Origin of the sequence: Streptomyces sp. NPDC058773, assembly GCF_042746015.1 — a bacterium.
GTDB lineage: Bacteria > Actinomycetota > Actinomycetes > Streptomycetales > Streptomycetaceae > Streptomyces.
In genome coordinates this window covers 21923-34898 of the sequence record NZ_JBHYPE010000004.1, presented here as the reverse complement: position 1 = coordinate 34898, position 12976 = coordinate 21923, and the positions used below count along the sequence as shown (strand labels likewise).

The following is a 12976-nucleotide window of genomic DNA, read 5'->3' as shown; positions in this document are numbered from 1 at the left end:
CTCCGTCGCTTCTCCGGCCCCGCCGGTCCTGCCGTGCCGTCCTGTACCGGTCCGGGTCACGGCGCGACCCCGGTCGTCGGGAGCCCCGTCCCCTCGGGCAGGCCCAGGGCGATGTTCATGCTCTGCACCGCGCCGCCCGCGGTGCCCTTGGTGAGGTTGTCGATGGCGCTGATCGCGATGATCCGGCCGGCCGCCTCGTCGAGGGTCACCTGGATCTGGGCGGTGTTGGAGCCGTACACGGCGGCGGTCGACGGCCACCGGCCCTCGGGCAGCAGCTGTACGAACGGCTCGTCGGCCAGCGCCTTCTCGTAGGCGGCCCGTACGGCGGCGGCGTCCACACCGGGCTTCGCCTTCGCCGAGCAGGTGGCGAGGATGCCGCGGGACATGGGGGCCAGGGTCGGCGTGAAGGAGACCCCGACGCGCTCGCCGGCCACCGCGCTGAGGTTCTGGATCATCTCGGGGGTGTGCCGGTGGCCGCCGCCGACGCCGTACGGACTCATCGAGCCCATGACCTCGGAGCCCAGCAGATGCGGCTTGAGGGCCTTGCCCGCGCCGGAGGTGCCGGTGGCCGCGACGATCACCGCCTCGGGCTCGGCGAGCCGGTCCGCGTAGGCGGGGAACAGGGCGAGCGAGACGGCGGTGGGGTAGCAGCCCGGGACCGCGATGCGCCGGGTCCCCTGGAGCGCGGCGCGGTTCCCGGGCAGCTCCGGGAGGCCGTACGGCCAGGTGCCCGCGTGGTCCGAGCCGTAGAACGCCTCCCAGTCGGTGGCGTCGCTCAGCCGGAAGTCGGCGCCGCAGTCCACGACGAGCACGTCCGGGCCCAGCTCCTCGGCGACCGCGGCGGACTGGCCGTGCGGCAGTGCGAGGAAGACGACGTCGTGCCCGGCCACGACCTCGGCGGAGGTCGGCTGGAGTTCCCGGTCGGCGAGCGGCGTCAGATGCGGCTGGAGCGCTCCCAGGCGCTGCCCGGCGTTGGAGTGCCCGGTCAGTGCGCCGATCTCCACCTCCGGGTGCCCCAGAAGCAGGCGCAGCACTTCACCCCCGGCGTACCCGCTCGCACCGGCCACTGCTGCTCGTACCGTCATGGACCCTCCTTCTCGATGGCATGACTATACGGATTCCAGCAGTTTTATGCAATGGCCGGAGGCTCCGCCGGCGGCGGCCTCCGGACACGGCACGACCGCCGCCCCGGCTCCGGGGCGGCGGGGCCGTACACGCGCCTCAGGCGTGCTGCGGCACCTCGTCCTTCAGTGACGCCCTGATCTGTTCCCGCAGCTCCGCGCTGTCGGTGTGGCCGTGGACGGATACCGCGTGCTCGATGGCGGCGCGGACCACTTCCTCCTCCTCGCCGGCGATGACGAGGGTGCAGTGCATCTCGCTCGGGTGGTCCCGGCAGTCGACCTTCTTCCGCATGACGCACCTCCTCCCCTCCAGTGTCGGCCGGGCGCCGCCACCGGCCGTATACGGCGAATCCCGTATGGCGTGCGGGACCGCCGGACTGCTGCGATGAGAGAGGACCAGGAGGTGAGAGCCATGGCGCCAGCCGCCGACGTCTCCTCGGGCGCGGCCCCGGACCGGGACCGGGTGCAGGCGTTCATGGAGCAAGTGATCGCCGACGGCGGTGCCGCGGTGGCCGGTCTGTGCACCTCGCTCGGCGACCGGCTCGGTCTGTACAGGGCCATGGCCGGTGCCGGTCCGCTCACCTCCGCACAGCTCGCCGCCCGCACCGGACTGGTCGAGCGCTATGTCCGGGAGTGGCTCGCCGCCCAGGTCGCCGGCGAGTACGTCACCTACGCCCCCGGCACCGACACCTACCTGCTGCCCGCCGAGCACGCCGCGGTCCTGGCGAACCCCGAACTCCCCACCTACGCCGCGGGCTTCTTCACCGCCATGCAGGCGCTCTACGCCACCGAGGACGCCCTGATGGACGCCTTTCGCACCGGCGAGGGCGTCGGCTGGGAGGAGCACGGCCCGGCGCTGTTCGCCGGCACCGCGAAGTTCTTCCGCCCCGGCTACGCGGCCTCCCTGGTCCCCGAGTGGCTGGCCGCGCTGGACGGCGTGCCGGAGAAGCTGGAGCGGGGCGCGCGGGTCGCGGACATCGGCTGCGGATACGGCTACTCCACGACGCTGATGGCGCAGGCCTTCCCGCGGTCGCACTTCCACGGCTTCGACTTCCACCGCCCGTCCATCGAGGCGGCCCGCGGCATCGCGGAGGACGAGGGGCTGAGCGACCGGGTCAGCTTCGAGGTCGCCACCGCCCAGGACTTCCCGGGCGGGGACTTCGACCTGATCACCTTCTTCGACTGTCTGCACGACACCGGCGACCCGGGCGGTGCGCTGCACCACGCCGAAGAGGCGCTGGCCGACGGCGGGGTCTGCATGGTCGTCGAGCCGAACGCCTCGGAGCACGCCGAGGAGAACGCCAACCCCGTCGGCCGGGCGCTGACCGCCGCCTCGGTCGCCGTCTGCCTGCCGTCCGCGCTCGCCCAGCACGGTCCGCAGGCCCTGGGAAACCACGCGGGTGAGGAGGCGATGCGGGAGATCGCCGACGAGGCCGGACTGCACCACTGGCGACTCGCCGCCGAGAGCCCCGTCAACCGCGTCTATGCCGTCGGGCGCTAGCCGCCTGACGCGCCCGGCCGGTCTTCCCCCGGCCGGCCGGGTGGGGCCCGTTTGACGGGCCCCGGCCCCCTCGGCACGCTGGACGTATGAGCGCGGCCGCGGAGGCCGGCCTGCGACGGATTCTCGCCGTCGTGGACCTTCTGATCGATGCCGTCGACGAGGAGACCCTGGTTCCGGCACTGCTTCCGCTGCTGCTCGGCGCCGTTCCCGGGGACAGCATCATCTGGTCCCCCCGCGCCGGCTCCGCCGACCAGCCGCTCACCCTGCCCGCCGGTCTGCTGACCCCGGAGATCCGGGACGCCTTCGCCCGGGAGTCGGGCACGGACTCCCTCGTCACCCACACCACCCTCGGGTCCGGCACCCCGATGCGGCGCTCCACGCTCCAGACCCCCGCCGAGTTCCACGCGCTCGCCGTCTACTCCGATGTCTACCGGCCGTTCGGCGCCGAACAGCAGCTCGCGATGTCGTTCCCCGCGGGCTACGCCGCCGGCCGGCCGCGGAAGGTCTGTGTGGCGATCAGCCGCAGCAGCAGCGACTTCTCCGACGACGACGTGGCGGCCGCCGCCCTGCTCCGCACCCGGCTCAGCCATGTGCTCCACCGGCTCGCCCCGCCGCCGTCCGCGCCCGCCCCCGTCACCCACCGCGAATCGGCCGTACTCGCCCTGCTCGCCCGGGGCCTGACGAACCAGCAGATCGCCCACCGGCTGGCGATCAGCCCGCGCACCGTGGACAAGCACCTGGAGCACGCCTACGCCAAGCTGCGGGTGAGCGGCCGGGTCGAGGCGGCGAACGCCTGGCTGACGCGCGGCGGGACGACGGCGGTGCCGCTCGGCTCGTAGGGCGGCCCCACGGGCCGACGGCCGGGGCTGCGTCCGCACCGGCCCGTGCCGCCCCGGCCGATGAGTTCCGGCACCCGGCGGGGTCCACCCCTACGGACAGGGATTCCCGGCGCCCCGGCGCCGTCCGACGGAAGGACCCCTCATGACCACCGATATCGCGCGCACGACGGACGAGGCACAGATCCGGGAGCTGCTGGCCGACCGGGCCGCGGCGACGAAGGAGCGGGACGCCCGCCGGTTCCTGGCGTCCTGCGCACCGGACGTGGTGGAGTTCAGCCTCGCTCCCCCGCTGCAGTACAAGGGGCCCGAGGCGCTGGACCGGCAGGCCGTCGAGGCCTGGTACGCGACCTGGGCGGGACCGGTCGAGGTGACGCTGACCGAGCTGGAGATCACGGCCGGCGGCGATGTCGCCTTCGGCCACAGCATCAACCGGATGCGCGGCACGAAGACCGGCGGTTTCGAGGTGGAGCTGTGGTACCGGTCCACCGTCGGCCTCCGCAGGACCGACGGCACCTGGAAGATCACCCACACCCATGACTCGGTGCCGTTCCTGATGGACGGGTCGGGGCTGGCGGCCCTGGACCTCAAACCGTAGGGAGGGCCCCCTGCCGTGCCCGGCCGGCACCGTCAGCGGGGCAGCGCGTGCCGCCGGTAGGTGACCAGGTTGCGGCGGACGTGGGTGACCTCGACGGTCAGCCGGCGCTCCAGGCCGATGGGGAAGTGCGCCGTGCAGTGCACCTCGTCGTTGCGCACCGGCCGCAGATCGCCGGAGCAGTGCACCGCGTCGGGCCCGTTGCGGAACGGCAGGGTGAGCTGGCCGCTGAGGGTCCGGGCGATCTCGGTGCGCAGCACGGTGTGGGTGCCGCCGTCGACCTCGCTGGTGGCTTCGCGGTCACGCAGCCGGACGGCGGCGAGCGCGAGCACACCCGCCGCGACCAGGGCCGTGAGGAGGCCGAGGACGAGGGCGCGGTGACGGGGCGGAGGTGCGCTCACGGCCGTCAGCTCCGGTCGCCGCGGGCGCGCCGGCGGCGGACCAGGGCACCTCCGCCGGCCGCGGCCAGCAGCACCACTCCGCCGAGCGCGGTGGCCGCCCGTCCGGAGCCCGCCGCGCCGCCGAGACCGGTGTCCGCGCCGCCCTGCGGAACGACCCCCTCGGTCTCGTCGCCGTCACCGGAGACGACCATGGTGCCGGTGAGGGTCTTGCGGCCGCCGTGGTCCTTGCCGCGCTCCCCGCCGTCGGTGTCGCCGTGCTCCGTGCCGTCTGCCTCGCCGTGTTCCCCGGTGCCGGACCGGTCCGTCTCCAGGGCGCTCTGCCGGGCTCCGGACGTGCCGCCACAGACGACGGTGACCCGGTACGAGCCGGGCGCGGTGCCCTCCGGCACGATCGCGCTGCCGCCCAGCCGTTCGCTCCCGGAGGACAGCTGCACCGCGGGGATGTCCGCCCCTTCGAAGGTGGCCTCCGCGGAATCGCCCGCGCAGCTGCCGCCGTCGTGGACGGAGAAGGCGCCGCCAGGTGCCACCGGGTCGGGCTCGACGACCACCGCGTGGGAGCCGTCCACGGCGGGGGCGGCCCCGGTGACGGCGTCGGTCACCTTCCCGGTGGCCTCGGTGGCGGCGTCCGCACCGTCGCCGTCGCCGAAGAGCAGCACCGACACCGCCAGCGCGCCGGCCGCCAGGGCGTACAGAGGAATGTGGCGTATATGCATAGACACGAGAGAAGCGCCCGGCCCGGCGGTGCGCACCTCGATGGTGTCCGCCGCCCGGGTCCAACTGCCCCGCCAGATGCCCGCCTTCCCGGTCTTTCCGCAGGTCACACGGGTGCATACGCCCCGGACGGCGGAACCTGCCGGCTGGGCTTTCCGGGTGGTGCCCCGGGCGGCCGGTCAGGCCTCCAGCAGCAGGTCCCAGGTCCCGGACCGGCCGGTGAGGGTGACCACCGAGAGCGGCTGGACATCGATCCGCCAGTACGCGTGCGGCGGCGCCTGGAGCACATAGACCAGGGCGGCGCGGACGACGGCGGGTTCGGCGACCGCCAGCAGCCCGGCGGCGTCCTGAGCCGGCCGGGTGTCCAGCCAGCGGCCGATCCGGGTGATGAACTCCAGCAGGGATTCCCCGCCGTGCGGTGCGGAGCGCGGATCGGCCAGCCAGGCTTCCACGGCGGCGGGTTCGGCGGCGGTCACCTCGCCCAGCGTGCGGCCGCGCCAGCGCCCCATGTCGCAGTCGCGCAGCGCCGGCTGGGCGAGCGGGCGCAGGCCGAGGGCCTCGCCGGTCTGCCGGCAGCGGGCGGACGGCGAGCAGTAGCGGAGTTCGGCGGCGGCGAGTTGGCACAGGAAGGGGGCCGCCCGCTCCGCCTCGTGCCATCCCGCGGCATCGAGTGGACGGTCGTCGTCGAACCGGGTCTCGAGCAGCGAGGAGTTACGGGCCGCGGCGAGCAGCTTGAGTCGAACGCTCATGCGCCGATGGTAAGAGCAGCCGCCGCCCGCGCGGTCCGCGTTGATCAGATCCCGACAGGCCCCGGATCGCCCAGGCCGAGGGTCATCCACTCCTGCGGGGACACCAGGGCCCGGAAGCCGACCTTTTCGTACACCCCGTGGGCGTCCCTGGTGGAGAGCGTCAGCCGGCTCAGCCCGCAGGGCGCCAGATGGTCGGCGACGGCCTCGATCAGCGCCGTGCCCAGGCCTTTGCCGCGGTCGTCGCGGCAGATGTAGACGTCGCAGAGCCAGGCAAACGTGGCGTGGTCGGTGACCACCCGGGCATAACCGGCCTGGCGCCCCGAACCGGAGGCGTACAGCCCGAAGTTGAGCGAGCCCGCGACGGCGCGGTCATGGAGGTCCCGGGGGCGGTCCACGGCCCAGTAGGCGTCGGTGGCGAGCCAGTGGTGGACCAGGTCGGCGTCCAGGCGGGCCGGGTCCGTGGAGATCTCGTAGCCGTCGAGGGCGTGTTCCGTCATGCCGGGAGGTTCGCAGAGGGGCGGGGGTGGCGTCGAACCGGAATCCGGGGCGGCCGCGGAGAGGCCCGGCGGCCGGGGCGGCTCGGCGGCCCGGCAGGGGGCAGTCAGGCCGCGCCCCCGCCTCGCCGCCTCGGCCCGCTGCCCCGCGCCGCCCCCTCCCCGCCCTCAGCGCACCGGCACGCCCAGCTCCTCGCACGCCGCCCGGAGCCGGCGCACGCCCTCGGTGATCTCCCCGGTGCCGGACGCCGACGCGAAGCTCAGCCGCAGGTAGGCGGCCGGCGGCTCGGCGGCGAAGTACGGGCGGCCGGCCGCGACCGCGACGCCCGCGCGCAGCGCCGCCCCCGTCAGCGCCGCCTCGTCGGTGCCGTCCGGCAGCCGCAGCCAGAGGTGGTAGCCGCCGGGCGGGATGTAGCGGCCGCCGGGCGCGGGGTCCTGGCCGTACGCCGACCCGTGCCCCGGCTCCGGACCGGCGAGCGCGGGCAGCTCGCGGTGCAGCGCGGCGGTCAGGGCGTTCCGACGGGCGGTCAACTCCCCCGCGATCAGCCGCAGATGGCGGGGCCAGGCGGGCGAGCCGACGAGTTCCAGGGCGGCTTCCTGGAGCGGCCGGGGCACGAAGAAGCTGTCCACGACCTGGATGGCGCGAAGCCGGTCGAGCACCGGTCCGCGGGCCGCCAGGGCGCCCACCCGCAGATTGGCCGAGGTCGCCTTGGTCAGCGAGCGGACATGGACGACCGTGCCGTCCCGGTCGTCCGCGATCAGGGTCGGCGGGAGCGTGGGGGCGTCGCCGTGGACCAGCAGCCGCGCGAAGTCGTCCTCGATCACGAAGGCGCCCGCCGCCCGCGCCACCCGCAGCACCTCGCGCCGCCGCTCCGCGGCGAGCACCGCGCCGGTCGGGTTCTGGAACAGCGGCTGGCAGACGAAGAGCCGGGCGCCGCTGGCGCGGAAGGCGTCGGCGAGCAGATCCGTACGGACCCCGCCGGTGTCGAGCGGTACGGGCACCGGCCGCAGCCCGGAGGCGCGGGCCACCGCCAGCATGCCCGGGTAGGTCGGCGACTCGACGAGCACCGGGGCGCCCGGCGCGGCGAGGGCCCGCAGTGCGGCGGTCAGCGCGCTCTGGCCGCCGGCGGTGACCAGCACGTCGCTGGCGGCGAGCGGGCCGCCGGCCCCGGCGATCTCCCGGGCGAACCAGGCCCGCAGCTCCGGGACCCCTTCGACCGGGGGCCGCCCCCAGGCACCCGGCCGGCGTCCGGCGCGCGCCAGGGCGGCAGCCAGGGCACGCTCCGGCTGCAGGTCGGAGTGCAGATAACCGCCGTTGAGCTCGATGACACCGGGGCCCGGGACGCTCAGCGTGGCCACCACGCCCGAGGCGTCGACGCTGCGCGGCACCTGGTCGCCGCCCGGCTCCGCGCTCAGCGTGATCTCCTGCCAGGAGGTGTCGACCGGCCGGGGCGCCTCGCGGCGCGGCTCGGCCCGGAAGGCCCCGGCGCCCGGCCGGGTGGTGACCAGGCCCTCCGCCGCCAGCTCGGCGAGCGCCCGGGACACGGTCACCGGGCTCACCCGGTACCGCTCCACCAGTGCACGACTCGACGGCAGCTTCTCTCCAGGAGAGTAGCGATTCAGCTCACTTCGCAGAATCGCCGCCAGCTCCGCCCCACTGCTACGCTCTTGCATGAGAGACAACGATAGCGCTACCGCAACCGCCACGATAGCGGTCCGCACCCCGGCCACCGCCGGCCCGGACACCCCGGCAGCGGACACCCCGACGGCGGACACCCCGACGGGGGGAGCCCCCGCTGCCGCCGCCCCCACCGCCCGCGGCACCCTCGTCGGCCGTGGCGCCCTGCTCGCCGCCCTCGGCGTGGCCTCCTTCTCGCTCACGTTCCCCGGGACCGCCTGGGCGCTGGAAGGCATGGGCCCCTGGACCGTGGTGATGCTGCGCAGCGTGCTCGCCGCCGTACTGGCCGTCGGCGCGCTCACGGTGCTGCGGGTGCGCCTCCCCGAGCGGCGCCACTGGCTGGGCCTCGCGGTGGTCGCGGGCGGTGTCGTCCTGGGCTTCCCGCTGCTCACCACCCTCGCCCTGCAGACCTCCACCACCTCGCACGCGGCCGTCGTCGTCGGCCTGCTGCCGCTGACCACGGCCGCCTGCTCGGCCCTACGGACCGGGGTGCGGCCGTCCCGTACCTTCTGGGGCGCCTCGCTGGTCGGCGCCGCCGTCGTCATCGGCTTCGCGGTGCAGCAGAGCGGCGGGGCGCCGGGCCGCGGCGATCTGCTGCTGTTCGCGGCGCTGCTGGTGTGCGCGGCCGGCTACACCGAGGGCGGCCGGCTGGCCCGCCACATGCCGGGCTGGCAGGTGATCGGCTGGGCGCTGGTGCTGGCGCTGCCGGTGACGGTGGCGGGCGCCGCGGTGGCGCTGTCCAGCGAGCCGCTGCAGCTCACGGTGCACTCGGTCAGCGGACTGCTGTGGCTGGCGTTCGGTTCGCAGTTCCTCGGACTGGTCGTCTGGTACCGCGGAATGGCCGCCATCGGCATTCACAAGGCGAGCCAGCTTCAGCTGGCCCAGCCGCTGCTGACCCTGGTCTGGTCCGTGCTGCTGCTGGGCGAGCGGCTGCCGCCGGCCGCTCCGGTGGCGGCGCTGGCGGTCCTGGGGTGCATCGTGGTGACCCAGCGGGCCCGTGGCTGACCACCCCCCGAAAGGGACGAGTCATCTCCTACCGGGTGCAGCCGCCCCGTACGGACGTAAACTTGCCGCGAAGGCAGATACCGCTGCCCGGGCTGCTGCAGGCCCGTAAACCGTTGAAACCGTTGGCCGTTCAACCGTTGGCCGTCGTGCTGTCGGCCGAACCGGGCGCACGGCCGCCCCGAAGCGGGGAGGACCCTCATGCACGCAAGCAGGGGCGACCGGCTGGTGGTGCACGGCAGGACCGTCGGGCATCACGACCGGGTCGTCGAGATCATCGAGGTACTGGGCCCGAACGGCGACCCGCCCTATCGTGTCCGCAGCGAGGACGGACACGAGGCGATCATGTCGCCCGGCCCCGACTCCGTCGTCCGGCACGGCAAGACCACCGACGTCGACGCCGGCCGGTAAGCGGACGCCGTACGCGGAGCGCCACCGCGGCCGCGCGGACGGCCCCACCGCCCGCGCGGCTCACACCTACGGACGCGCCGCGCTGCCGTAGTGGTCGCGCACGACGCGCGCCATGGCACCGGCCCGGTCCCTGGCCACTTCCTTCGCCGAGAAGTAGACATGGCCGCCCACCTGCGGATAGCCGCGGGCGAAGGTGAGGTGGCGGGAGAGTTCGGCCGGGTCCTTCCAGGCGGCGGGCTGGGCGGCGCCCGCCTTGTAGAGGGCCTCCCCGATGTAGAGGCCGACGTCCGTGCCGTCCACGGTCCGCGCCCACCAGGGCACGAGTTCGGCGTAGTCGGCGGGCGCCGAGCCGAGGGGCCAGTAGACCTGCGGCACGATGTAGTCGAGCCAGCCCTCGCGCACCCAACGGCGGGTGTCGGCGTACAGGTCGTCGTAGGCCTCCACCCCGGCCTTGGTGCGGGAGCCCTGCGGATCGGTGCTCTGATTGCGCCAGACCGCGAACGGGCTGACCCCGAACCGCACGGTGCGTCCGGCCTGCTCGTTCCCGTCCCGGAGCTTTCCGGCCATCTCGTACACCAGCCGGTCGATGTTGTCCCGCCGCCAGGCGGCCCGGTTCGCGAAGCCGTCGCCGTACTCCTCGAACGCCGCGTCGTCGTCGAGGCGCTGTCCGGCGACCGGGTACGGATAGAAGTAGTCGTCGAAGTGCACCCCGTCGACGGAGTAGCGCCGCACCGCGTCGAGCATCGCGTCCTGGACGAACGCACGGACCTCCGGCAGTCCGGGGTTGTAGTAGAGCTTGCCGCCGTACGGGAGGACCCAGCCGGGGTGCCGGCGGGCGGGGTGGTCCGCGGTGAGCCGGCCGGGGTCGGTGTGGTTGGCGACGCGGTACGGATTGAACCAGGCGTGCAGTTCGAGATCGCGCCGGTGCGCCTCGCGGACCGCGAAGTCGAGCGGGTCCCAGCCGGGGTCGCGGCCCTGCTGCCCGGTCAGATACTGCGCCCAGGGCTCGTACGGTGACGGCCACAGGGCGTCCGCGGTGGGCCGCACCTGGAAGAACACCGTGTTGAGCCGGCGGGCGACGGCGGTGTCGAAGTGCGCGCGCAGTTCGCGCTGTTGCTCGGCGGGCCCGAGCTTCGCACTGGAGGGCCAGTCGAGATTGGCTACGGTCGCCAGCCACATACCGCGCAGTTCGCGCCGCGGCGCCCCGCTCGCGGGCGCCGCGGCCCCCGTGGCCAGCAGCGAGGTGGCCGCGCCCAACGCGGCCGTGGCAAAGGTCCTGCGTGTGATCCGACTCATCAAAAGTCCCCAAGTTGTCCGGTTCATCCCTCCTGAGGGCTCAGAATGCCCGCCCCGGCAGCCGTGGCCCAGCACCTCGCGGAGTAACGTCGGGGGCGAGGCGGGTGCCGGACCCTTACGGCGTACCGCCGGTCCTGAAGATCAGCGAAAGGCACGATGTGACCGACATCCAACGCGTCGGAGTGGTCGGCTGCGGCCAGATGGGCGCAGGCATCGCCGAGGTGTGCGCCCGCGCCGGACTGGACGTCATGGTCGCCGAGACCACCGGCGAAGCTCTGGAGCTGGGTCGCACCCGTTTGACCAACTCCCTCGGCAAGGCCGCCGAACGCGGCAAGATCACCGCCGCGGAGCGCGACGCGACGCTCGGCCGGCTCAGCTTCACCACCGACCTCGGGGAGTTCGCCGACCGCGATCTCGTCATCGAGGCCGTGGTCGAGAACGAGCAGGTCAAGACCGAGATCTTCCAGGTCCTCGACCAGGTGATCACCCGCCCGGACGCCATCCTGGCCTCCAACACCTCGTCGATCCCGCTGGTCAAGCTGGCGGTCGCCACCTCCCGCCCCGACCAGGTCATCGGGATCCACTTCTTCAACCCGGCACCGGTGCAGAAGCTCGTCGAGCTGATCCCCGCGCTGACCACCGCCGAGGAGACCATCAAGCGCTCCGAGGCCCTGGTGCAGGACGTGCTCGGCAAGCACGCGATCCGCGCCCAGGACCGCTCGGGCTTCGTCGTCAACGCACTGCTGATCCCGTACCTGCTCTCCGCGATCCGGATGTTCGAGTCCGGCATCGCCAGCCGCGAGGACATCGACAACGGGATGGAACTCGGCTGCGCCCACCCGATGGGCCCACTCAAGCTGAGCGACCTGATCGGCCTGGACACCGTCGCCTCGGTCGCCGAATCCATGTACCACGAGTACAAGGAGCCCCTGTACGCCGCTCCCCCGCTGCTCGCGCGGATGGTGGACGCGGGCCGGCTGGGCCGGAAGTCGGGGTCGGGGTTCTACTCGTACTAAGAAGTGCGCTGACGCGCCAACTGAACCTGTTCAAGGCCGAGTTCACCGGGCGCAGCGCTGGCAGCAGCGCTGCGCCCGACCTGCTTTCACAGCCCTAGCCGGGCTCTCACCTACGCAGCGTTGCCCGGTCGGTGCGGTCTGCCCGGCGGAGCGTCATCGACTGACAAGAATCAGACCCTGACCTGGGACTTTGCGTCTTTCAGAGCTGTCGGGCCCTTCCCCTCTTACTCCGCGGAAAATCCCTGGAAAGTCCCTGGGACAGAGCTGAAAGTCCCTGAAAAGTCCCTGCTGGCGCCCCTGGTTCGGAGCTGTCTGACCAACGATGCTGAGCCTGCACCGGGGCCCTGGGCGTTGGACTACGGCAGCCGTCCAACGCCTTCCCCAAGGACTGGACGTCCGTGAGAACACAGGGGCCCTCAGCGGCCTCTGGCGTGCTGCAGTGGCTGGCGTTGTTGGTAGCGGATCCGGCCTCATGCCTGGTCGATAGTGTGGAGCGCCGCAAGGCGGACAGCCGGACCGAGCCCATGGCCGCTGCGTCCTCTCGCCTCGCCCCCTATCCCACTCAGGGTTGAGACAGCTTCAGGGCCCGTCGGCCCTGTTGTGCAGCTCCTCCACTCACCTGTCATTGTCCCCGGGCGCCACGACGATGGCGTTTGACGAAAGCATCAACGTCCACGACCGGTCTTGCCTACTCTGATCATCAGAGGTGGTGGCGGCGACAACGCGAGCACATCGCCCGACAGGGGTGGAGAGTATGGGACTTATCGCAGTACCGCTTAACGATGGCGACAAAGAGCCAGCGGTGTTCGAAACTGACATCGAGCTCATCGGCTCAGACCTTGAACTTGCAGCAGGCGACGCTGGCGTGGTGAGCCGGGCGCGCGTGTCGTTGGACGACGCCATGACTCAGGTCCGACCGACACTCGCCCGGGTGGTTGATACCTTGCGGGAATTGGGTCCCGACGAGGCCGAGGTTGAGTTCGGACTCAAGATCGGCGGCGACACCTCAGTGATCATCGCAAAGGGGACGGCGGAGGTAAATTTCGCTGTTCGGCTCAAGTGGGCTCGCACGGTGGACGCTTCCTGAAGCAGTGCCTGTGAAGCGAGAAGGATTCATCGTCAAGGTCCGACAGAGCGCGAGCGGGCAAGCTGCGGGGGTCGGTTA

15 protein-coding genes are annotated in these 12976 nt (G+C 73.0%); 7 read left to right on the top strand and 8 right to left on the bottom strand.

Annotated elements, in window-relative coordinates; translation table 11 throughout:
• Positions 1 to 56 precede the first annotated feature (56 nt).
• Positions 57 to 1085 (bottom strand): N-acetyl-gamma-glutamyl-phosphate reductase, encoded by a 1029-nt coding sequence (gene argC / locus ACFW5B_RS04895; RefSeq protein WP_386433337.1) that lies wholly within the window; start codon positions 1083 to 1085, stop codon positions 57 to 59.
• Positions 1086 to 1221: 136 nt separating this feature from the next.
• The gene (locus ACFW5B_RS04890; protein ID WP_386433334.1) at positions 1222 to 1413 is read right to left on the bottom strand and encodes a DUF1059 domain-containing protein; all 192 of its coding nucleotides are present in this window, start codon (positions 1411 to 1413) and stop codon (positions 1222 to 1224) included.
• A 120-nt stretch (positions 1414 to 1533) separates the two neighbouring features.
• On the opposite strand from ACFW5B_RS04890, the gene ACFW5B_RS04885 reads away from it, so the two are divergent.
• The 3 genes from ACFW5B_RS04885 (at position 1534) to ACFW5B_RS04875 (ending at position 4056) form a co-directional block, all read left to right on the top strand.
• Entirely contained in the window at positions 1534 to 2622 is a 1089-nt protein-coding gene (locus ACFW5B_RS04885) for a class I SAM-dependent methyltransferase (protein ID WP_386433331.1), read from the top strand.
• A gap of 86 nt (positions 2623 to 2708) precedes the next feature.
• The gene (locus tag ACFW5B_RS04880; protein ID WP_386433329.1) at positions 2709 to 3461 is read left to right on the top strand and encodes a response regulator transcription factor; all 753 of its coding nucleotides are present in this window, start codon (positions 2709 to 2711) and stop codon (positions 3459 to 3461) included.
• A gap of 142 nt (positions 3462 to 3603) precedes the next feature.
• Positions 3604 to 4056 carry a YybH family protein gene (locus ACFW5B_RS04875; protein WP_386433326.1) on the top strand — a complete coding sequence of 151 codons (453 nt, stop codon included), beginning with the start codon at positions 3604 to 3606 and terminating at the stop codon, positions 4054 to 4056.
• Positions 4057 to 4088: 32 nt separating this feature from the next.
• On the opposite strand, the gene ACFW5B_RS04870 is transcribed toward ACFW5B_RS04875, so the two are convergent.
• The 5 genes from ACFW5B_RS04870 to ACFW5B_RS04850 form a co-directional block, all read right to left on the bottom strand.
• Entirely contained in the window at positions 4089 to 4454 is a 366-nt protein-coding gene (locus ACFW5B_RS04870; RefSeq protein WP_386433323.1) for a DUF4333 domain-containing protein, read from the bottom strand.
• A 5-nt stretch (positions 4455 to 4459) separates the two neighbouring features.
• Positions 4460 to 5167: a hypothetical protein gene (locus ACFW5B_RS04865; protein WP_386433940.1), complete on the bottom strand. Its 708-nt coding sequence runs from the start codon at positions 5165 to 5167 to the stop codon at positions 4460 to 4462.
• A 177-nt stretch (positions 5168 to 5344) separates the two neighbouring features.
• A complete protein-coding gene (locus tag ACFW5B_RS04860; RefSeq protein ID WP_386433320.1) occupies positions 5345 to 5914 on the bottom strand; it encodes a histidine phosphatase family protein in 570 nt (189 codons plus the stop codon).
• A gap of 44 nt (positions 5915 to 5958) precedes the next feature.
• Positions 5959 to 6411: a GNAT family N-acetyltransferase gene (locus ACFW5B_RS04855; protein WP_386433317.1), complete on the bottom strand. Its 453-nt coding sequence runs from the start codon at positions 6409 to 6411 to the stop codon at positions 5959 to 5961.
• Positions 6412 to 6576: 165 nt separating this feature from the next.
• Entirely contained in the window at positions 6577 to 8082 is a 1506-nt protein-coding gene (locus ACFW5B_RS04850; RefSeq protein ID WP_386433314.1) for a PLP-dependent aminotransferase family protein, read from the bottom strand.
• Between ACFW5B_RS04850 and ACFW5B_RS04845 the strand changes: the two genes are divergently transcribed.
• Both ACFW5B_RS04845 and ACFW5B_RS04840 read left to right on the top strand, forming a co-directional pair.
• On the top strand, positions 8081 to 9091 hold the full coding sequence (locus ACFW5B_RS04845; protein ID WP_386433311.1) for a DMT family transporter: 1011 nt from the start codon (positions 8081 to 8083) through the stop codon (positions 9089 to 9091). The two genes, ACFW5B_RS04850 and ACFW5B_RS04845, sit on opposite strands and share 2 nt — an antisense overlap.
• A 198-nt stretch (positions 9092 to 9289) precedes the next feature.
• Complete coding sequence (locus ACFW5B_RS04840) at positions 9290 to 9499, top strand: DUF1918 domain-containing protein (RefSeq protein ID WP_386433308.1); 210 nt, start codon at positions 9290 to 9292, stop codon at positions 9497 to 9499.
• A gap of 66 nt (positions 9500 to 9565) precedes the next feature.
• On the opposite strand, the gene ACFW5B_RS04835 is transcribed toward ACFW5B_RS04840, so the two are convergent.
• Entirely contained in the window at positions 9566 to 10795 is a 1230-nt protein-coding gene (locus ACFW5B_RS04835) for a glycoside hydrolase family 10 protein (RefSeq protein ID WP_386433305.1), read from the bottom strand.
• 158 nt (positions 10796 to 10953) lie between these two features.
• Between ACFW5B_RS04835 and ACFW5B_RS04830 the strand changes: the two genes are divergently transcribed.
• Both ACFW5B_RS04830 and ACFW5B_RS04825 read left to right on the top strand, forming a co-directional pair.
• The gene (locus ACFW5B_RS04830; RefSeq protein WP_386433937.1) at positions 10954 to 11811 is read left to right on the top strand and encodes a 3-hydroxybutyryl-CoA dehydrogenase; all 858 of its coding nucleotides are present in this window, start codon (positions 10954 to 10956) and stop codon (positions 11809 to 11811) included.
• A gap of 802 nt (positions 11812 to 12613) precedes the next feature.
• Positions 12614 to 12898: a CU044_2847 family protein gene (locus ACFW5B_RS04825; RefSeq protein WP_274734545.1), complete on the top strand. Its 285-nt coding sequence runs from the start codon at positions 12614 to 12616 to the stop codon at positions 12896 to 12898.
• Positions 12899 to 12976: the final 78 nt, after the last annotated feature.

What these genes read in the sequence shown, in the direction of transcription:
- argC (WP_386433337.1), bottom strand. Translation starts at nt 1,085, where the DNA reads ATGACGGTACGAGCAGCAGTGGCCGGTGCGAGCGGGTACGCCGGGGGT.
- ACFW5B_RS04890 (WP_386433334.1), bottom strand. Translation starts at nt 1,413, where the DNA reads ATGCGGAAGAAGGTCGACTGCCGGGACCACCCGAGCGAGATGCACTGC.
- ACFW5B_RS04885 (WP_386433331.1), top strand. Translation starts at nt 1,534, where the DNA reads ATGGCGCCAGCCGCCGACGTCTCCTCGGGCGCGGCCCCGGACCGGGAC.
- ACFW5B_RS04880 (WP_386433329.1), top strand. Translation starts at nt 2,709, where the DNA reads ATGAGCGCGGCCGCGGAGGCCGGCCTGCGACGGATTCTCGCCGTCGTG.
- ACFW5B_RS04875 (WP_386433326.1), top strand. Translation starts at nt 3,604, where the DNA reads ATGACCACCGATATCGCGCGCACGACGGACGAGGCACAGATCCGGGAG.
- ACFW5B_RS04865 (WP_386433940.1), bottom strand. Translation starts at nt 5,167, where the DNA reads ATGCATATACGCCACATTCCTCTGTACGCCCTGGCGGCCGGCGCGCTG.
- ACFW5B_RS04860 (WP_386433320.1), bottom strand. Translation starts at nt 5,914, where the DNA reads ATGAGCGTTCGACTCAAGCTGCTCGCCGCGGCCCGTAACTCCTCGCTG.
- ACFW5B_RS04855 (WP_386433317.1), bottom strand. Translation starts at nt 6,411, where the DNA reads ATGACGGAACACGCCCTCGACGGCTACGAGATCTCCACGGACCCGGCC.
- ACFW5B_RS04845 (WP_386433311.1), top strand. Translation starts at nt 8,081, where the DNA reads ATGAGAGACAACGATAGCGCTACCGCAACCGCCACGATAGCGGTCCGC.
- ACFW5B_RS04850 (WP_386433314.1), bottom strand. Translation starts at nt 8,082, where the DNA reads ATGCAAGAGCGTAGCAGTGGGGCGGAGCTGGCGGCGATTCTGCGAAGT.
- ACFW5B_RS04840 (WP_386433308.1), top strand. Translation starts at nt 9,290, where the DNA reads ATGCACGCAAGCAGGGGCGACCGGCTGGTGGTGCACGGCAGGACCGTC.
- ACFW5B_RS04835 (WP_386433305.1), bottom strand. Translation starts at nt 10,795, where the DNA reads ATGAGTCGGATCACACGCAGGACCTTTGCCACGGCCGCGTTGGGCGCG.